Source organism: Pseudomonas sp. UBA6315, assembly GCF_002438125.1.
Lineage (GTDB): Bacteria > Pseudomonadota > Gammaproteobacteria > Pseudomonadales > Pseudomonadaceae > Aquipseudomonas > Aquipseudomonas faucium.
The window spans coordinates 1-18588 of sequence record NZ_DJTF01000188.1 but is presented as its reverse complement, the minus strand read 5'-3'; the positions used below and the strand labels follow the sequence as shown (position 1 = coordinate 18588).

Here is an 18588-nt window from a genome sequence, read left to right as displayed (position 1 = left end):
CTCCTTACCAGCGAAAGCGCAAGCCGTCGAACGGCTTGGCTGCAGGCTGGGCGGCGGCGGGCTGGCCCGGCGCCGGCGGGGTGCCCGTTGCGGGCGGTGCAGCCAGGGCGGGGGCCTGTTCGGCCGGCACTTCCTGCAACTTGGCCAGGCCATGCTGGGCGCGCAATTGCTCGCGGTCGGCGGTCACGGCGTAGGTCAGGGTATTGCCGTCGGCGAGCTGCAGGCGCGGCCCGTAGGGTTCGAGCACACGGCCCAGTTCGGCATAACGCTGCAGGTTCATGCCCTGCACCTGCAACTGCAACTGGCTGCTGGCGCCCGGCCGGGTCACGTAGCGTGGCGCCAGGCGGTTGCTCACGGCGAGCATGACCGCGTCGGCCAGCGCGGCCTGGTCGGCCCCTTCGGCATTGCCTTGTTCGTGCTGCTTGCCCAGCCACAGCTGCCACTTGCCTTGCCACTTGCCGTCGGCCTCCTGGGCGTGCACCGCCAGCAGCGCATCGGCGCCGTAACGCTCGGCGGCCTGGCGCAGCGGCGCGGGGTCGCTGCCTTCCAGTTGCTTGGCATTGGCCACCAGCTGCTCCTGCAGGTCGGCCAGCGGCAGGCGCAGTGGCAGGCCACGGTGCTGGGCGGCGCGGCGCAGGGGTTGGGCGCTGGCCTGGCCATCGCCGACCAGGTTGCTGCCTTCGGCGTTGTCGTTGAGCCACCAGCCGAGGATCGATGGCCGGTTGCTGCCCCACAGGGCCAGCCCGGCCTTGCGCAAGGCGCGCTCGGTGCTGCCGGGGTCGAACTCGACCATCACCGATTCGGGCGGGCCCGCGTCGGTGCCGACCTGGTTGATGATTTGTTGCGGGTCCTTGCGCAGCTCGGCCAGCGCCGGGCTCTGCGCCGCCTTGGGGTCGCCGGTCAGGCGCAGCACCAGGGTATCCAGGGCCTTGGCGGTGGCGGCGGTACGGGCTTCGGCGCCCTGCCCTTCGACGGCCTCGCGCACCTGGTAGAGGCCGGAGACGTTTTCCGCCTGGGCGGCGAGGCTGGCAAGGGCGAGACAACCCGCTGCCAGGTAATTGAGAAGTCGCATGCAGGATTCCTGTCCAGATAACACGGAACAACGTGAGCGTAGCGCAGGGTGGGACCGTTGCTGAGGGCAAAGTGCTCCCACTACCTTATAGAGGGTTGGCCGTGGCAACCAGTGAGCGTGGGTGAAATGGCTGTCACCCAGGCTGTGGCGCCGCCATCGCCGGCAAGCCGGCTCCCACAGGTTTGCATTGCCGCTCGATTGGCCATGATTTTCAGCATTTCCTGCCCTGCCCGTCGGCCTGAGGATGGCCGCTGCCCGGCAACCCTGATAAAATCGCGCGCCTTCACAGACCTCTGACGTTTCAGATAGCCGCCGCCTCCCAGCCGGCCTTGGCCGTCACGGTCGTTTTTACGAATCCCTCCCTCTTAAAGGCCTGGATCAATGAGCAAGCAACCCTCCCTGAGCTACAAGGACGCCGGTGTAGACATCGACGCCGGCGAAGCACTGGTCGAACGCATCAAGGGCGTGGCAAAACGCACCGCACGCCCTGAAGTCATGGGTGGCCTGGGTGGCTTCGGCGCCCTCTGCGAGATCCCGGCCGGCTACAAGCAGCCTGTGCTGGTCTCCGGCACCGACGGCGTCGGCACCAAGCTGCGCCTGGCGCTGAACCTGAACAAGCACGACAGCATCGGCCAGGACCTGGTCGCCATGTGCGTCAACGACCTGGTGGTCTGTGGCGCCGAGCCGCTGTTCTTCCTCGACTACTACGCCACCGGCAAGCTCAACGTCGACGTGGCCGCCACCGTGGTCACCGGCATCGGCGCCGGCTGTGAACTGGCTGGCTGCTCCCTGGTTGGCGGCGAAACCGCCGAGATGCCGGGCATGTACGAAGGCGAAGACTACGACCTGGCCGGTTTCTGCGTCGGCGTGGTGGAAAAGGCCGAAATCATCGACGGCTCCAAGGTCGCTACCGGTGACGCGCTGATCGCCCTGCCGTCCTCCGGCCCGCACTCCAACGGCTACTCGCTGATCCGCAAGATCCTCGAAGTGTCGGCCACCGACATCGAGAACACCCAGCTCGACGGCAAGCCGCTGACCGACCTGCTGATGGCGCCGACCCGCATCTACGTCAAGCCGCTGCTGCAACTGATCAAGAACACCGGCGCCGTCAAGGCCATGGCCCACATCACCGGTGGCGGCCTGCTGGACAACATCCCGCGCGTACTGCCGGCCAACGCCCAGGCCGTGATCGACGTGGCCAGCTGGCAGCGCCCGGTGGTGTTCGACTTCCTGCAGGAAAAAGGCAACGTCGATGAGCACGAAATGCACCGTGTGCTGAACTGCGGCGTGGGCATGGTCATCTGCGTGGCCCAGGACCAGGTCGAAGCGGCCCTGAACGAACTGCGCGCCGCCGGCGAGCAGCCATGGGTCATCGGCCGCATCGAACAGGCCGCCGAAGGCGCAGCCCAGGTCGAGCTGCAGAACCTCAAGGCACACTGATGCCGAGTTCGCCCTGCAATGTCGTGGTACTGCTGTCGGGTTCCGGCAGCAACCTGCAAGCCCTGATCGACAGCAGCCGCGGTGAAGCCAGCCCAGTACGCATCGTCGCGGTGATTTCCAACCGCGCCGATGCCTATGGCCTGCAACGGGCCGCGGCGGCGGGCATCGCCACCGCGGTGCTGGACCACACCGGCTTTGACGGGCGCGAGGCCTTCGATGCGGCGCTGATGGCGCGCATCGATGGTTTCAACCCTGACCTGGTGGTGCTGGCCGGTTTCATGCGTATCCTCAGCGGCGGCTTCGTGCGCCACTACCAGGGCCGCCTGCTCAACATCCACCCGTCGCTGCTGCCCAAGTACAAGGGCCTGCATACCCACCGCCGGGCCCTGGAAGCAGGCGACGCCGAGCACGGCTGCAGCGTACACTTCGTCACCGAGGAACTCGATGGCGGGCCTCTGGTCGTACAGGCTGTGGTACCGGTAGTGCCAGGCGATAGCGCTGAAAGCCTCGCGCAACGGGTGCACCACCAGGAACACCAGATCTACCCGCTGGCGATGCACTGGTTTGCCGAGGGGCGCTTGCGCCTGGGCGAACAGGGTGCGTTACTGGATGGCCAGCCGTTGCCGGCCAGTGGTCACTTGATCCGACCCTAGGAGAATTTATGCGTCGCGCCCTGCTCTTGGCTCTTGCCGTGCTTGCCCTGCCGCTCCAGGCAGCTGACCTGAAGCCTTTCTCGGCCAGCTACACCGCCGACTGGAAGCAACTGCCCATGAGTGGCACTGCCGAACGCAGCCTGGTGAAAAACGCCAACGGTACATGGGACCTTAACTTCAAGGCTTCCATGATGATCGCCAGCCTGACCGAGCAAAGCACCCTGCGCCTGGACAACGACACCCTGCAGCCGCAGAAGTACCACTTCGAACGCGGCGGCCTGGGCAAGGCCAAGAAGGTCGACCTGACCTTCGACTGGAACGCCAAGAAAGTGACCGGCAGCGACCGCGGCGACGCGATCAGCCTGCCGCTCAACCGTGGCGTGCTGGACAAGTCGTCCTACCAGCTGGCCCTGCAGCACGATGTGGCCGCCGGCAAGAAAAGCATGACCTACCAGGTGGTCGACGGTGACGAAATCGACACCTACGACTTCCGCGTGCTGGGCACCGAGAAAGTCACCACCAAGACCGGCCAGGTCGATGCGGTGAAGGTCGAGCGCGTGCGCGACCCAAGCCAGAGCAAGCGCATCACCGAGCTGTGGTTTGCCAAGGATTGGGACTATCTGCTGGTGCAACTGCGTCAGGTCGAGACCGATGGCAAGGAGTACGTGATCGTGCTGCAGGATGGCACGGTCGATGGCCGCACGGTGAAGGGTAACTGAAGCGCTGTAGCCTGCTTGCCTGAAACCCCGCCTGGTGCGGGGTTTCTTTTTGTCGGCGCGCCAACATGAAACTTGTTTCATCGCCGTTTTATTTACTTAGCCTGCTAACAAACTCTATAAAAGGGGTGTGCGACACAGTGTCGCAACCAACCCAAGAAGTGGAGTTTACCGATGACTGTCCAAGTAACCGAACGCGACGAATCGAGAATGTCCCACGAAGGCCTGGCCGCTGGCGTGCGGATCTGGGATGTGCACCAGCAAGGCCAGCTGGTGGGCATGTTCCACAATGAACACGAAGCTCACCAGTACCGCGTAGAGCTCGAAGACCTGGAAAACCAGCGCACCACGCAATGACCCCGTCTTCCATGAAAAAGCCCCGCCTAGGCGGGGCTTTTTGCATTTACCACATCAGATCATCAGGGATCTTGTAGGCCGCGTAGGGGTCATCCTCGTCCGCTTCCTCGACATGGGTGTTGAGCAGCAGGATGCGGTTAGGGTCGCGCTCCTGGATCTTCACCGCCGCCTCACGCGGAATCACCTCGTAGCCACCGCCATGGGCAACGATTGCCAGCGCGCCATTGCTCAGCTTGCTGCGCATCAGGGCGTTGACGGCGATGCGCTTGACCTTCTTGTCATCGACGAAGTTGTAGTAATCCTCGGTGTTCAGCTTGGGCAGGCGGGTCGCCTCGATCAGCTGCTTGACCTGTGCGGCGCGGGCCTTCTGCTCGGCCTTTTCCTGCTGCTGGCGGTTCAGCTCCTGGTCGCGCTTGGCCTTCTCGGCCATGGCTTCCTTGGCCAGGCGCTGCTGGCTGTCGTCGACTTCGACCTGGCCTTTGTGCTCCAGGCGTTTTTGTTTCTTCTCGGCCTTGTTGGCCTGGGAGACCTGTTTCTGGTTGACCAGACCGGCCTTGAGCAATTGATCGCGAAGGGAAAGACTCATGGATGTTCACTCACTTATGCAGCTACTCAGCCGCAGCTGGGCAGGTTCTTTTCCTGACGTTTGGCTTCCCCCCAAAGGGCGTCCAGTTCGTCAAGGTTACATGCTTCAATCGCCCGACCACTGTCGCGCAATGCCTGTTCGATGAAGCGGAAACGCCGCTCGAACTTGCGGTTGGCGCGGCGCAGGGCGTTTTCCGGGTCTTGCTTGAGGTGGCGGGCCAGGTTGACCGCGGCGAACAGCAGGTCGCCGACTTCATCTTCCAGCGCGTCGGCATCGCCGTCGGCCATGGCCTGCAGCACTTCGTCGAGTTCCTCGCGGACCTTGTCGAGCACCGGCAGGGCCTCGGGCCAGTCGAAACCGACGGTGGCCGCGCGCTTTTGCAGTTTGGCTGCCCGCGACAAGGCCGGCAAGGTTGCAGGCACGTCATCGAGCAGCGAAAGCTGCTTCGGGTCGCTGTTTTCGGCGCGCTCCTCAGCCTTGATCTCTTCCCAGCGCGACTTGACCTGGGCCTCGCTCAGGCTGGGGGTGTCCAGCGGCGCATACAACTCGCCCGTAGGGAATACGTGGGGGTGGCGGCGGATGAGCTTGCGGGTGATGCCGTCGACCACGCCATCGAACTCGAAACGCCCCTCCTCCCGGGCCAGCTGGCTGTAGTAGACCACCTGGAACAGCAGGTCGCCGAGTTCGCCCTGCAGGTGCTCGAAGTCGCCGCGCTCGATGGTGTCGGCGACTTCGTAGGCTTCCTCGATGGTGTGCGGGACGATGCTCGCGTAGTTCTGCTTGAGGTCCCATGGGCAGCCATATTGCGGGTCGCGCAGGCGGGCCATGAGGTGCAGCAGGTCTTCGAGGGTGTAGGTCATTTAGGCAGGTCCTTCGGTGGTGCCTTCTTCGCGGGGCAAGCCCGCCCCCACAGGGCCAGTGCATGGCTGAATGCTTGCACCCAATCCTGTGGAGGCGGGCTTGCCCCGCGAAGGGGACGCCGCTGTTTCAAGGGGTTCGATTACGCCGCGTCTCGATGATGTTCGGCAACTGCGAGATCCTGCCCAGCAGGCGCCCCAGCGCATCCAGGCCGGGAATCTCGATGGTCAGCGACATCAGCGCGGTGTTGTCTTCCTTGTTCGAGCGGGTGTTCACCGCCAGCACGTTGATCTTCTCGTTGAGCAGCACCTGCGACACGTCGCGCAGCAGGCCCGGGCGGTCGTAGGCACGGATGACGATATCGACCGGGTAGGTCTGCACCGGGATCGGGCCCCAGCTCACCTGGATCATCCGCTCCGGCTCGCGCCCGGCCAGCTGCAGCACCGAGGCGCAATCCTGGCGGTGAATGCTCACGCCGCGGCCCTGGGTGATGTAGCCGACGATGGCGTCGCCCGGCAGTGGTTGGCAGCAACCGGCCATCTGCGTCAGCAGGTTGCCCACGCCCTGGATCTGGATATCGCCACGCTTGCCGGTGCGCGGGCCGGTAGGCTTGCGCGGCACCAGTTCGATCTGCTCGATGCGCTCGGGCTCGAGCAGCTGCTGGGCGGCATTGACCAGGTGCGCCAGGCGCAGGTCGCCAGCACCGAGCGAGGCGAACATGTCTTCGGCGGTCTTGACGTTGGTCTTCTCGGCCAGGCGCTCGAAGTCCACCTGGGGCAGGCCCAGGCGGCTCAGTTCGCGCTCAAGCAGGGTCTTGCCGGCGGCGACGTTCTGGTCGCGTGCCTGCAGCTTGAACCAGTGGACGATCTTCGCCCGCGCCCGCGAGGTGGTGACGTAGCCGAGGTTGGAGTTCAGCCAGTCGCGGCTCGGGTTGCCGTGCTTGCTGGTGATGATCTCCACCTGCTCGCCGGTCTGCAGGCTGTAGTTGAGCGGCACGATGCGCCCGTTGATCTTGGCGCCACGGCAGTTGTGGCCGATCTCGGTGTGCACGCGGTAGGCGAAGTCCAGCGGCGTGGCGCCCTTGGGCAAGTCGATGGCATGGCCGTCGGGGGTGAACACATAGACCCGGTCCGGCTCGATATCGACCCGCAGCTGCTCGGCCAGGCCACCGATGTCGCCCAGCTCTTCATGCCATTCGAGGACCTGGCGCAGCCAGGAGATCTTCTCTTCGTAGTGGTTGGAGCTGGGCTTGACGTCGGTGCCCTTGTAGCGCCAGTGGGCGCAGACACCGAGCTCGGCCTCTTCGTGCATGCCGTGGGTACGGATCTGCACTTCCAGCACCTTGCCCTCGGGGCCGATCACCGCGGTGTGCAGCGAGCGGTAGCCGTTCTCCTTGGGGTTGGCGATGTAGTCGTCGAATTCCTTGGGGATGTGCCGCCAGAGGGTGTGCACGATGCCCAGCGCGGTGTAGCAGTCGCGCACCTCCGGCACCAGCACGCGCACCGCGCGCACATCGTAGATCTGGCTGAATTCCAGGCCTTTGCGCTGCATCTTGCGCCAGATCGAATAGATGTGTTTGGCCCGGCCACTGATGTCGGCGTTGACGCCGGTGGCCAGCAGCTCGTTCTGCAGCTGGTTCATTACGTCGCTGATGAAGCGCTCGCGGTCCAGCCGGCGCTCGTGCAGGAGCTTGGCGATCTGCTTGTACTGATCGGGTTCGAGGTAGCGGAAGGACAGGTCTTCCAGCTCCCACTTGATATGGCCGATGCCCAGGCGGTGCGCCAGTGGTGCGTAGATGTCGAACACCTCGCGGGCCACGCGCAGGCGCTTTTCGTCATCGGCGGACTTCACCGCACGGATCGCGCAGGTACGCTCGGCCAGCTTGATCAAGGCCACGCGCACGTCGTCGACCATGGCCACGAGCATCTTGCGCAGGTTCTCGACCTGCGCCTGGGAGCCGAGCACCAGCGACTGGCGCGGGCTGAGGCTGGCGCTGATGGCGGCCATGCGCAGCACGCCGTCGATCAGCTTGGACACCACCGGGCCAAAACGCTGGCCGACTTCGGCCAGGGTCACCTTGCCTTCGCGCACCGAACGATAGATGACCGCCGCCACCAGGGAGTCCTGGTCGAGCTTGAGGTCGGCGAGGATTTCGGCGATTTCCAGGCCCGCCTGGAAGCTGGAAGTACCGTCGGCCCATGAATGCTTGGCCGGGTTGCCCTTCTTCTCGATTTCCTGGGCGAACTCGCAGGCCTCCTTGAGTGCCACGCGATCCAATGCCGAATCGACGCTCACCACATGATCCAGCCATGCTTCGAGATTGATACTGCCGTCGGTGTTGACCGGCTGGTGCACTCTCACCTGTACCATCTTTGTTTTACCTTTCCATACAGCGCACTACACGGGTGCGCTGGCTATCACCGTGTGGCTTCCAGTCCGTGGAAACCGCACCAAGGGGCGCCCAATTGGCTAGCCCGCTTCGAATAACGCCATGGCCTCGACATGTGCCGTCTGAGGAAACATGTCGAGAATCCCGGCCCTTTTTAACCGGTACCCCTGGCCGACCAGCACCTGGGCGTCTCGCGCCAGCGTGGCCGGGTTGCACGATACGTAGACCAGACGTTTGGCCTTGAGGCGTGCGATGCCTTGCACCACCTCGAACGCACCGTCGCGCGGTGGATCCAAGAGTACCGCAGAAAAGCCCTCGGCGGCCCATCCGGCGCCCGCCAAAGGCTGCGATAAATCGGCCTGAAAAAACGCTGCGTTATGCACATCGTTGTTTCGGGCATTGGCCGCGGCCCGATCGACCATGGCCTGCACACCTTCCACCGCCACCACTTCGCGCGCCTGGCGGGCCAGCGGCAGGGCGAAGTTGCCCAGGCCGCAGAACAGGTCCAGCACGCGCTCGTCGGCTTGCGGTGCGAGCCAGGCCAGGGCCTGCTCGATCATTGCCGTGTTGACCTGGGCGTTGACCTGGACGAAATCGCCCGGGCGCCAGGCCAGCTCCAGTTGCCAGGGCGCCAGGGCAAAGCCGAGTTTCGCCTCGGCCTCCACCGGCGCAGGCTCGCCCTCGCCTTGCAGCCAGAGCTGCGCCTTGGCTTCATGGCAGAACGCCTCAAGGCGCACCAGGTCTTCTGCCGGCAACGGCATCACGTGGCGCACCAGCACCGCCTCGGCGGTGCCGCTGAACAGCTCCACATGGCCGATCGCCTGCGGCTTGCCGAGCGAGCGCAGCACGGTCGGCAAGTGGCGAAGAATAGATTGCAAAGGCTGTACCAGCACCGCGCAGTCATCGATGGAAACAATGTCCTGGCTGGCCTCGGCACGGAAACCCACTTCCAACTGGCGTGCCTTCACGTCCCAGCGCACCGCGACCCGCGCCCGGCGCCGGTAGCCGAACTGCGGCCCGCTCAACGGCGCGGCCCACTCCTCGGGCTGCACGCCGGCAACCCGCTGCAGTTGCTCGGCCAGGGTGCGCTGCTTGAGTGCCAGCTGGGCCTCGTGGGGCAGGTGCTGCAAGTTGCAGCCACCGCAGCGGTCATAGTGACGGCACGGCGCCTCGCGGCGCTCGGGGCTGGCCTGCAGCACCCGCTCCAGGCGCGCCTCGACCACCTTGCCGCGGGCATTGAGCACCCGCGCCTCGACCGACTCGCCGGCCAGTGCGCCACTGACGAACCAGGTACGCCCTTCGAGGAAGGCGATGCCGCGACCGTCTCCGGCCAGGCGCTCGATTTCCAGGCGCTGTTTCTTGCCCACGGGGACCTGGGGGGTGCGGTTACCGCCGGCCGGCTGGAAGCGCAGGCCGCTGTTGCTTTTCTTTCTGGACATTTAGCTCGGGTCGAACAGGCCGGTGGACAGGTAACGGTCGCCGCGGTCACAGATGATCGCGACCATCACCGCGTTTTCCACTTCGCGGGACAGGCGCAGCATGGCTGCCACCGCACCACCGGAAGACACGCCGCAGAAAATGCCCTCTTCGCGGGCAAGACGGCGGGTGGTGTCTTCGGCTTCCTGCTGGGACATGTCGACCACGCGGTCGACACGGGTGGCGTCGAAGATTTTCGGCAGGTACTCCTCGGGCCAGCGACGAATGCCCGGGATCGCCGAGCCTTCCATCGGCTGCAGGCCGATGATCTGCACCGCCGGGTTCTGCTCCTTGAGGTACTGCGAGCAGCCCATGATGGTACCGGTGGTGCCCATGGAGCTGACGAAATGGGTGATGCTGCCCTGGGTCTGCTGCCAGATCTCGGGGCCGGTGCTGTTGTAGTGGGCGATCGGGTTGTCGCCATTGGCGAACTGGTCGAGGACCAGGCCACGGCCTTCGGCCTGCAGCTTCTCGGCCAGGTCGCGGGCGCCTTCCATGCCCTCCTCCTTGGTCACCAGGATCAGCTCGGCGCCATAAGCGGTCATGGCGGCCTTGCGCTCGGCGGTGGAGTTGTCGGGCATGATCAGGATCATCTTGTAGCCCTTGATCGCCGCCGCCATGGCCAGGGCAATGCCGGTGTTGCCGGAGGTGGCTTCGATCAGGGTGTCGCCGGGCTTGATCTGGCCACGCAGTTCGGCGCGGGTGATCATCGACAGGGCCGGGCGGTCCTTCACCGAGCCGGCGGGATTGTTACCTTCGAGCTTGAGCAGGAGGGTATTGCTGGTTTCTCCAGCGATGCGCTGCAGGCGAACCAGGGGCGTATTGCCGACGCAATCGGCGATGGTTGGGTACTGCAAGGTCATGGTGTATTTCACAATCCGGACGGCAGGGGCGACTATCATACCGGCAAACCCCTCGCCGCCATATCACGCAATCTGTAGTCGCTATAGCTACAAGCTATATGCAGCCGGGGATGGGGCCGCAACGGGTTGCACATGCACTGGCAAGCGCATGCACAGGCGCAGCCCGCGCTTGCCATTCTCGGCCCACAAGGTGCCGCCCTGGCGCTGGATTGCACTGCGGGCGATGCTCAACCCCAAGCCGAAACCGCCGTCCCCGGGGCGCGAGCCGTCGAGGCGGGAAAACGGCGCGAAGATGCGCTCAAGATCAGCCTCGGCCACGCCGCCGCCCTCGTCCTCCAGCCACAACCGCCAGTAGCCACCCTCTCGCTGGCCGCCCAGGCGCACCAGGGCGTTTTCCGGCGAATGGCGGATGGCATTGCGCAGCATGTTCTCCAGGGCCTGGGCCAGGTGGTTGAGGTTGCCGTGCACCCAACAGTGGGCCGGCAGCTCGCAGCGCAGGCGTTCGGGCGACCAGCCGCTTTCATAGCAGGCATCTTCGACCAGCAGCTCCCACAAGGCCTGCAGCTGGATCGGCTCAAGGTTCATCGGCGCCCGCTCGGCATCCTGCCAGGCCAGTTGCAAGGTGTCTTCGACCAGTTGCTGCATGCAGTCCACTTCGCGGCCCAGCCGCTCGCGCAGGCGGGCCAGGTCGGTTTCACCGTCACAGGCCACGCGCAGGCGGCTCAAGGGCGTGCGCATTTCGTGGGACAGGTCGCGCAGTAGCTGCTGCTGCATGGCCACCGTGCCCTGCAGGCGCTCGGCCATCTGGTCGAAGGCGCGAGCCAGCTCGCCCAGCTCGTCATGCCGGGCGATCGTGCGCGAGTCCAGGCGTGCCGAAAGCTGGTCGGCGCGCCAGGCGTTGGCCTGTTCGCGCAGCTGGTTGAGCGGCACGATCAGCATGCGGTACAGGCCTATGCACAGCAGCAAGGTGAACAGGCCAGGGATGATGCCGTTGGTGACGATGCGCCAGGCCAGCAGGTACTGGCCAGGGGTGAAGCGGGTCGGCAGCTCGATCACCAGCATGCCCTGCTCCGGCGCCCCGGGAAACGGAATGCGCAGCCAGGGCTGGTCGACGCTGCGCCGGCTCATGGGCCAGTCGACGCCGCGCAGGCGGGTCAGGCGCTGCATGATCTGCGGGCTCAGGGTGGCACTGTTCAAGGGCCGCAGGTTGCTGTCGAGCACCCCCACCCAGCCCTGCTCACGCCCGTGCATGCCTTCCAGCCAGCGGTCCAGCCCGGCTTGCCCGCCGCGGCGCCAGGCCTGCTCGGCCTCGCTGGCATAGCCGCGCAGCACCTGGCGGGCCGGCTCATCGAGAAAGGCGTTCTGGGTATCCATGTGGCGGCCCCAGGTGTAGCTGAGGCCGATCATCAACAAGCAGAAGCCGACCAGCAGGATGGCCAGTTTCCAGAACAGCGAATGGCGGTCGAGCATCGCTCACTCCGCCTCGCCGACGCTGAGCACGTAGCCCTTGCCCCAGACGGTACGGATCTGCCGCTCGTGGTAGCCGATGGCCTTGAGCTTGCGGCGGATCTGGCTGACGTGCATGTCCAGGCTGCGGTCATGCCGCGAATAGCCGCGCTGCAGCACCTGCTGATAAAGGAAGGGTTTGCTCATCACTTCGTCGAAGTTGCGGTTGAGGATGTCGAACAGGCGGTATTCGCTTGGCGTCAGCCCGGCGTGCTGGCCGCCCAGGCTGACATCGCACAGGTTCTCGTCCAAGCGCAGTTCGCCGCTGGCCACGTCCTGCGCAGGCTGGTGGCGGCGCTCGAGGGCGACGCGGCGCAGGATGGCTTCGATGCGCACCTGCAATTCGGCCATGCTGAAGGGCTTGGGCAGGTAGTCGTCGGCGCCGCGCTGGAAGCCGCAGATGCGGTCGGCCTCGGCCCCCAGCGCCGACATCAGGATCACCGGCGTGGCACTGCGCCTGCGTAGCTGGGCCAAGGCGTCCAGGCCGTTGAGGCCAGGCAGCAGGATGTCCATCAGCACCACGTCGAACATCTGCCGGCCGGCCGTTTCCAGGCCTTCTAGGCCGTTGCGGCACCAGGTCACCTGGAAGCCGCCACGCTGCAATTCTTCGTGCAGGTAGGCGCCCAGCACCGGGTCGTCCTCGATGGCCAGGATACTGGAAGTGTGATTCGCTACGGGATTCATTGGCAACTGCCATGCATTCTCAATTGCGTGGGATTATTGGGCATGCTTCCGATCTAGGCAACCGCCCCGCGACCGGCGCCGCGGCGCCTTGGCAAAATCACCGGCAAAAGGGTGCATTCATGCCGCAGGGGGAGTAACTTTCCGCTTTGGTTCGTGGCGCAGGCCACGGCGTACAGGCACATGACAGGAGGCTGGTGTGCTCGATCGTTTGGGAATCCGCAGCCGGGTTCTGCTGCTGGCATTGCTGCCCGCCATCCTGATGGCCCTGGTGCTGGGCTGCTATTTCACCTGGTTGCAGCAAAATGAATTGCGCACCCAGTTGCTCCAGCGCGGCAAGATGATTGCCGAGCAGCTGGCCCCGCTGGCCGCCCCGGCCCTGGCCAGGCAGGCGCCTGCGCAGCTCGAGCGGATTGCCGCGCAAACCCTGGAGCAGGCCGATGTGCGCGCCGTGGCGTTCCTGGCCCCGGACCGCAGCCGCCTGGCCCATGCCGGCCCGAGCATGATCAACCAGCCGCCCAGCGGCGGCACCGGCACCCAGTTGCTGCAGCGCAGCGGCAACGATGCCACCCGCTACCTGATGCCGGTGTTCGGCCATCACCGCGACCTGGCCACCGATGCCGTGCCAGCGGAAGCCGAGCGCCTGCTGGGCTGGGTCGAAATCGAGCTGTCCCACGACGGCACCCTGCTGCGCGGCTACCGCAACCTGTTCACCAGCGTACTGCTGATCCTCGTCTGCCTGGGCCTCAGCGCCCTGCTGGCGATACGCATGAGCCGCACCATCAACGACCCGATCGCGCGCATCAAGCACGCGGTCAACCAGCTCAAGGACGGCCACCTCGAAGAACGCCTGCCGGCCATGGGCAGCCACGAGCTGGACGAACTGGCGCGGGGCATCAACCGCATGGCCGAAACCCTGCACAGCGCCCACGAAGAGCTGCAGCACAGCATCGACCAGGCCACCGAGGACGTGCGCCAGAACCTGGAAACCATCGAGATCCAGAACATCGAGCTGGACATGGCGCGCAAGGAGGCCCTGGAGGCCAGCCGCATCAAGTCCGAGTTCCTGGCCAACATGAGCCACGAGATCCGCACACCGCTCAACGGCATCCTCGGCTTCACCCACCTGCTGCAGAAAAGCGAGCTCACGCCGCGCCAGCTCGACTACCTGAACACCATCGAAAAGTCCGCCGACAACCTCTTGGGGATCATCAACGAGATCCTCGACTTCTCCAAGATCGAGGCCGGCAAGCTGGTGCTCGACAGTATCCCGTTCAACCTGCGCGACCTGGTCCAGGACACCCTCACCATCCTCGCCCCCGCCGCCCATGCCAAGCAGCTCGAGCTGCTCAGCCTGATCTACCGCGACACGCCGACCTCGCTGATCGGCGACCCGCTGCGGCTCAAGCAGATCCTCACCAACCTGGTGAGCAACGCCATCAAGTTCACCCGCGAAGGCACCATCGTCGTGCGCGCCATGCTCGAGGACGAACAGGAAGACAGCGCGCAACTGCGCATCAGCGTGCAGGACACCGGCATCGGCCTGTCGCCGCAGGATGTGCGCACGTTGTTCCAGGCCTTCAGCCAGGCCGACAACTCGCTGGCCCGGCAACCCGGCGGCACCGGCCTGGGCCTGGTGATTTCCAAGCGCCTGATCGAGCAAATGGGCGGCGAGATCGGGGTCGACAGCACGCCGGGCGAAGGCTCGCAGTTCTGGATCAGCCTGAGCCTACCCAAGGCCCACGACGATATCGAGGAGCACCCGCTGCAACCCCTGCTGGGCCGCCGCGCCGCGGTGGTCGATGGCCACGAGCTGGCGCGCCAGGCCCTGGAGCACCAGCTGGAGGATTGCGGCCTGAGCGTGAGCCTGTTCGCCTCCTACGAGCAGCTGCTGCAAGGCGTGCAGGCGGGCTTCCAGGGCGGCATGCCGTTCGAGTTCGCGGTGTTTGGCGCAAGCCTTGGCAACCTCACACCGGAGCAGCTGGGTGACTATCACCAGCAGCTGGAGCGCTATCACTGCCAGTGCGTGGTGCTGTGCCCGACCACCGAGCAGGCGCTGTACCACCCCTACCTGCCCAATGGCCACGGCCAGCTGCTGTCCAAGCCGACCTGCACGCGCAAGCTGCGCCGCCTGTTGCTGGAGCTGGTGCAGCCGCGCCGCCCGCTGGGCGAAGCAGGCCCCGGCCACAAGGGCGAGCGCCAGGCGAAGATCCTCTGCGTCGACGACAACGCCGCCAACCTGCTGCTGGTGCAGACCCTGCTCGAGGACCTGGGCGCCGACGTGCTGGCGGTCGACAACGGCCATGCCGCGCTGCAGGCGGTGCAGAGCGAAAGCTTCGACCTGGTGCTGATGGACGTGCAGATGCCGGGCATGGATGGCCGCGCCTGCACCGAGCAGATCCGCCTGTGGGAAAACACCCAGAGCGGCAACCCGCTGCCGATCGTCGCCCTCACCGCCCACGCCATGGCCAACGAGAAACGCGCCTTGCTGCACAGCGGCATGGACGACTACCTGACCAAACCGATCAGCGAGCGCCAGCTGGCCCAGGTGGTGATGAAGTGGACCGGCCTGAGCCTGGGCGCCGCGCCCCTGGAGCGTGCCGACGAGCAGCAGGCCGAAGGCCACGAACTGCAGGTGCTCGACCCTGACGAAGGGCTGCGCCTGGCCGCCGGCAAGCCGGACCTTGCGGCCGACATGCTGGCCATGCTGCTGGCCTCGCTGGACAGCGACCGCGAGGCGATCCGTGCAGCGCGCGAAGCCGAGGACCGCACGGCGCTGATCGAGCAGGTGCACCGGCTCAACGGCGCCTCTCGCTATTGCGGCGTGCCGCAGCTGCGCGCAGCCTGCCAGCGCAGCGAAACCTTGCTCAAGCAGGACCATCCGCAGGCGCAGCAGGCCCTGGATGACCTGGACGGGGCGATCTGCCGGCTGGCGGCCCAGGCGCGGCTCAGCGCCTGAGCACTAGGGCCCTGTCGCCGGCAAGCCGGCTGCCACATGAAGAACTGTGGGGTACCTGTGGGAGCCGGCTTGCCGGCGATAGGGCCGGCACAGGTCAACATCCATCCGTGGCAGCCGGCTACACTCCCCACTCTCGAAATAGGAAGCCCGACCATGCGCGCCCTGTTGTTCAGCAGCCAGCACTACGATCAGGAAAGTTTCACCCAGGCCGGCCGCGACCTGGCCGTGGAGCTGCACTTCCAGCCCGCCCGGCTGACCCTCGACACGGCCGCCCTGGCCCAGGGCTTCGAGGTGGTGTGCCCGTTCATCAACGACGAGCTCGACGCCCAGGTGCTGCAGCGCCTGGCAGCCGGCGGCACGCGCCTGATTGCCCTGCGTTCGGCCGGCTACAACCACGTCGACCTGGCCGCCGCGCAGCGCCTGGGCCTGGCGGTGGTGCGCGTGCCGGCCTATTCGCCGCATGCCGTGGCCGAACATGCCGTGGCGCTGATCCTGGCCCTGAACCGCCGCCTGCACCGCGCCTACAACCGCACTCGCGAAGGCGATTTCACCCTGCATGGCCTGACCGGCTTCGACCTGCACGGCAAGACCGTGGGCGTGGTCGGCACCGGGCAGATCGGTGCCGCCTTCGCCCGCATCATGGCCGGTTTCGGCTGCCAGCTGCTGGCCTACGACCCCTACCCCAACCCGCAGCTGCTGGCGCTGGGCGCGCGCTACCTGGAGCTGCCCGAACTGCTGCGCGAGGCACGCATCATCAGCCTGCACTGCCCGCTGACCGAGCACACCAAGCACCTGATCAACACCCGCAGCCTGGCCGAGCTGCAACCCGGCGCCATGCTGATCAACACCGGCCGCGGCGCGCTGGTGGACACCCCGGCGCTGATCGATGCGCTGAAAAGCGGGCAGCTGGGTTACCTGGGCCTGGACGTCTATGAAGAGGAAGCGCAGCTGTTCTTCGAGGACCGCTCCGACCTGCCGTTGCAGGACGATGTGCTGGCGCGCCTGCTGACCTTCCCCAACGTGATCATCACCGCGCACCAGGCGTTCCTCACCCGCGAAGCGCTGGACGCCATCGCCGCCACCACCCTGGACAACATCATCCGCTGGGCGGCGGGCAAACCGCAGAATCAGGTCTCGGGTTAATGCTAGGATACGCGGCATTTCTGGAGGACCCATGGTCGAGCACGATTTCCGCTACACCCTTTTCAACCCGCAACACACCCTGATCGAGTGCCGCGCGCTGCTGCCAGGCCGTTACCAGGTAACCGGCAACGGCGGCTCGATGCACAAGGGCGACACCCTGCTGGTGACCCTCAAGGGCAGCAAGGACCTGGCCATGCGCCTGACCGTGGAAAGCGTGCGCCACCTGATCAACCCGCGTGGCCAGTGGGTAGCCGTGGCCAGCGGCCCGGTATTCAACGAGCTGGAAATCCTCACCTGGCAGGTCGAATGCGACAGCTGCGACGCAGTGCTGGACTTCGAGTTCGCCGTGGACGCCAAGCTGGGCAAGAAAGCCCGCCAGCCGGCCGCCACCGCACGCATCACCGAGCTGGGCTGGGCCAGCCGTGGCGACAAGCACCTGTGCCCGCAATGCCAGGAGAGCGCCGCGTGAAGAATGTGTTGTCCGGGGTGCTGATCGCCAGCGCCCTGCTGGGTTGCGCCGCCGAACCTTCCAAGCTGCAGCAGGAACGCAGCTATGTGCTGGAGTGGATCGGCGAACGCCCACTGATCGACTACAGCCACCTGACCCTGACCTTGGCCAGCGATGGCCGCGCCTACGGCAATGCGGGCTGCAACCATTGGTTTGCGCCGTATACGCTCGATGGCGAGCACCTGAGCTTCGGCAAGGTCGGCAAGACCCGCAAGCTGTGCGCGCCGGCGCTGATGGAGCAGGAGAAGCACTTCCTGCAAGCGCTGGAAACCGTGCAGCGCTGGGATGTGTCGCCCATCGAGCAGATGCGCTTCTGGCCGGCTGAAGGCAAGCCTTTGCGCTTCTGGCCTGAGGAAGGCTGATTCTCTGTAGGCTGTACCGGCCTCATCGCCGGCAAGCCGGCTCCCGCAGGTACTTCACTGTTCTCTAGGTCAGTGGTTTACCTGTGGGAGCCGGCTTGCCGGCGATGGGGCCGGTACAGACCTGCATCAAGCGCCTTTCAGGGCCTTGATCTTGGCGTTCAGCCCTTCCAGGGTCTGCTCGCCCAGCAGTTGCTCGCGCACCTTGCCCTTGTCATCGATGATGTAGGTCACCGGCAGCGCCTCACTGCGCGGCAGGTCGTAGCGTTCAGCAGGGTCCTGTGCCAGCACGGTGAAGCCGATGCCCAGCGTCTCGGTCGCCTGCTTCAGGTCCTGCCCCTGCAAGCCGTCGAAGTTCACCCCGACCACCTTGATGCCCTCGGCCGCCCACTGCTTGGCCGCGGTGTTCAATTCCGGTATTTCGGTACGGCACGGGCCACACCATTCGGCCCAGTAGTTGAGCACCAGCCAGTGCCCGTCGAGCTGCTCGGCTTTCACCGTATTACCGTGTTGGTCCACGCCGTAGTCGGCACCGCAACCACCGAGCAACAGGCTCGCGGTGATGGCCAGTACTGCTGCCAAACGCCTTGCCATGGGTCAATCCTTCTCAAGTTTTCAAGCAAATGGTTCAGTCGCTGCGGTTAGAATAGCCGCCACACCCAGCTGGATGCGACCCGACATGACTGACCTGACGCTCTATCATAACCCGCGCTGCTCGAAATCCCGCGGCGCGCTGGAACTGCTCGAACAGCGGGGCCTGGCACCGACCATCGTGCGTTACCTGGAAACCCCGCCCGACGCCGCCACCCTCAAGGCGCTGCTCGGCAAGCTGGGCATCGCCCCGCGCCAGCTGCTGCGCACCGGCGAAGACGAATACAAGGCACTGGACCTGGCCAACCCGGCGCTCAGCGAGGCGCAACTCATCGACGCCATGGCCGCGCACCCGAAACTGATCGAACGGCCGATCCTTGTCGCCGGTGACAAGGCGGTGATCGGCCGACCGCCAGAGAAGGTGCTGGAGA

Annotated in this window: 18 protein-coding genes; 9 read left to right on the top strand and 9 right to left on the bottom strand. The window is 65.7% G+C overall.

Annotated elements, in window-relative coordinates; translation table 11 throughout:
* Positions 1-4: 4 nt before the first annotated feature.
* A complete protein-coding gene (locus B3E94_RS22765) occupies positions 5-1072 on the bottom strand; it encodes a DUF2066 domain-containing protein (RefSeq protein ID WP_286915305.1) in 1068 nt (355 codons plus the stop codon).
* A gap of 381 nt (positions 1073-1453) precedes the next feature.
* Here B3E94_RS22765 and purM point away from each other — a divergent pair, with 381 nt between their 5' ends.
* The 4 genes from purM (at position 1454) to B3E94_RS22745 (ending at position 4238) form a co-directional block, all read left to right on the top strand.
* Complete coding sequence (gene purM / locus B3E94_RS22760) at positions 1454-2512, top strand: phosphoribosylformylglycinamidine cyclo-ligase (RefSeq protein ID WP_176515691.1); 1059 nt, start codon at positions 1454-1456, stop codon at positions 2510-2512.
* A complete protein-coding gene (purN, locus tag B3E94_RS22755; protein WP_176515693.1) occupies positions 2512-3165 on the top strand; it encodes a phosphoribosylglycinamide formyltransferase in 654 nt (217 codons plus the stop codon). The genes purM and purN overlap by 1 nt, the downstream gene beginning before the upstream one ends.
* A gap of 8 nt (positions 3166-3173) precedes the next feature.
* On the top strand, positions 3174-3884 hold the full coding sequence (locus tag B3E94_RS22750) for a DUF3108 domain-containing protein (protein WP_176515695.1): 711 nt from the start codon (positions 3174-3176) through the stop codon (positions 3882-3884).
* 171 nt (positions 3885-4055) lie between these two features.
* Positions 4056-4238 carry a hypothetical protein gene (locus tag B3E94_RS22745; RefSeq protein WP_176515697.1) on the top strand — a complete coding sequence of 61 codons (183 nt, stop codon included), beginning with the start codon at positions 4056-4058 and terminating at the stop codon, positions 4236-4238.
* A 46-nt stretch (positions 4239-4284) separates the two neighbouring features.
* Here the strand turns inward: B3E94_RS22745 and B3E94_RS22740 are convergent, their stop codons facing one another.
* The 7 genes from B3E94_RS22740 to B3E94_RS22710 all read right to left on the bottom strand — a co-directional run bounded on the left by B3E94_RS22740 (position 4285) and on the right by B3E94_RS22710 (position 12600).
* The gene (locus B3E94_RS22740; protein ID WP_176515699.1) at positions 4285-4824 is read right to left on the bottom strand and encodes a DUF2058 domain-containing protein; all 540 of its coding nucleotides are present in this window, start codon (positions 4822-4824) and stop codon (positions 4285-4287) included.
* Between the two features lie 26 nt (positions 4825-4850).
* Positions 4851-5684, bottom strand: coding sequence for a nucleoside triphosphate pyrophosphohydrolase (gene mazG, locus B3E94_RS22735; protein WP_286915304.1), 834 nt, complete (start codon positions 5682-5684; stop codon positions 4851-4853).
* A gap of 127 nt (positions 5685-5811) precedes the next feature.
* Positions 5812-8052: a GTP diphosphokinase gene (gene relA / locus B3E94_RS22730; protein WP_176515703.1), complete on the bottom strand. Its 2241-nt coding sequence runs from the start codon at positions 8050-8052 to the stop codon at positions 5812-5814.
* A gap of 99 nt (positions 8053-8151) precedes the next feature.
* A complete protein-coding gene (gene rlmD, locus B3E94_RS22725; protein ID WP_286915303.1) occupies positions 8152-9510 on the bottom strand; it encodes a 23S rRNA (uracil(1939)-C(5))-methyltransferase RlmD in 1359 nt (452 codons plus the stop codon).
* Positions 9511-10410, bottom strand: a complete 900-nt coding sequence (gene cysM / locus B3E94_RS22720; protein ID WP_024717686.1) for a cysteine synthase CysM — start codon at positions 10408-10410, stop codon at positions 9511-9513.
* A gap of 87 nt (positions 10411-10497) precedes the next feature.
* A complete protein-coding gene (locus tag B3E94_RS22715; RefSeq protein WP_176515709.1) occupies positions 10498-11880 on the bottom strand; it encodes a sensor histidine kinase in 1383 nt (460 codons plus the stop codon).
* Positions 11881-11883: 3 nt separating this feature from the next.
* Complete coding sequence (locus B3E94_RS22710; RefSeq protein ID WP_236238124.1) at positions 11884-12600, bottom strand: response regulator transcription factor; 717 nt, start codon at positions 12598-12600, stop codon at positions 11884-11886.
* A 196-nt stretch (positions 12601-12796) separates the two neighbouring features.
* Here B3E94_RS22710 and B3E94_RS22705 point away from each other — a divergent pair, with 196 nt between their 5' ends.
* From B3E94_RS22705 to B3E94_RS22690, 4 genes are all read left to right on the top strand, one after another.
* Complete coding sequence (locus B3E94_RS22705) at positions 12797-15556, top strand: response regulator (RefSeq protein ID WP_286915302.1); 2760 nt, start codon at positions 12797-12799, stop codon at positions 15554-15556.
* A gap of 153 nt (positions 15557-15709) precedes the next feature.
* The gene (locus B3E94_RS22700; protein ID WP_286915301.1) at positions 15710-16699 is read left to right on the top strand and encodes a 2-hydroxyacid dehydrogenase; all 990 of its coding nucleotides are present in this window, start codon (positions 15710-15712) and stop codon (positions 16697-16699) included.
* Between the two features lie 31 nt (positions 16700-16730).
* Positions 16731-17168 carry a hypothetical protein gene (locus tag B3E94_RS22695; RefSeq protein WP_176518345.1) on the top strand — a complete coding sequence of 146 codons (438 nt, stop codon included), beginning with the start codon at positions 16731-16733 and terminating at the stop codon, positions 17166-17168.
* The gene (locus tag B3E94_RS22690; protein WP_236193741.1) at positions 17165-17569 is read left to right on the top strand and encodes an META domain-containing protein; all 405 of its coding nucleotides are present in this window, start codon (positions 17165-17167) and stop codon (positions 17567-17569) included. Before B3E94_RS22695 ends, B3E94_RS22690 begins: the two co-directional genes overlap by 4 nt.
* Positions 17570-17695: 126 nt before the next feature.
* On the opposite strand, the gene B3E94_RS22685 is transcribed toward B3E94_RS22690, so the two are convergent.
* Positions 17696-18160 carry a TlpA disulfide reductase family protein gene (locus tag B3E94_RS22685; RefSeq protein ID WP_176518367.1) on the bottom strand — a complete coding sequence of 155 codons (465 nt, stop codon included), beginning with the start codon at positions 18158-18160 and terminating at the stop codon, positions 17696-17698.
* Positions 18161-18245: 85 nt separating this feature from the next.
* On the opposite strand from B3E94_RS22685, the gene arsC reads away from it, so the two are divergent.
* On the top strand, positions 18246-18588 hold a 343-nt coding region (gene arsC / locus B3E94_RS22680; protein WP_286915300.1), incomplete at its 3' end, for an arsenate reductase (glutaredoxin).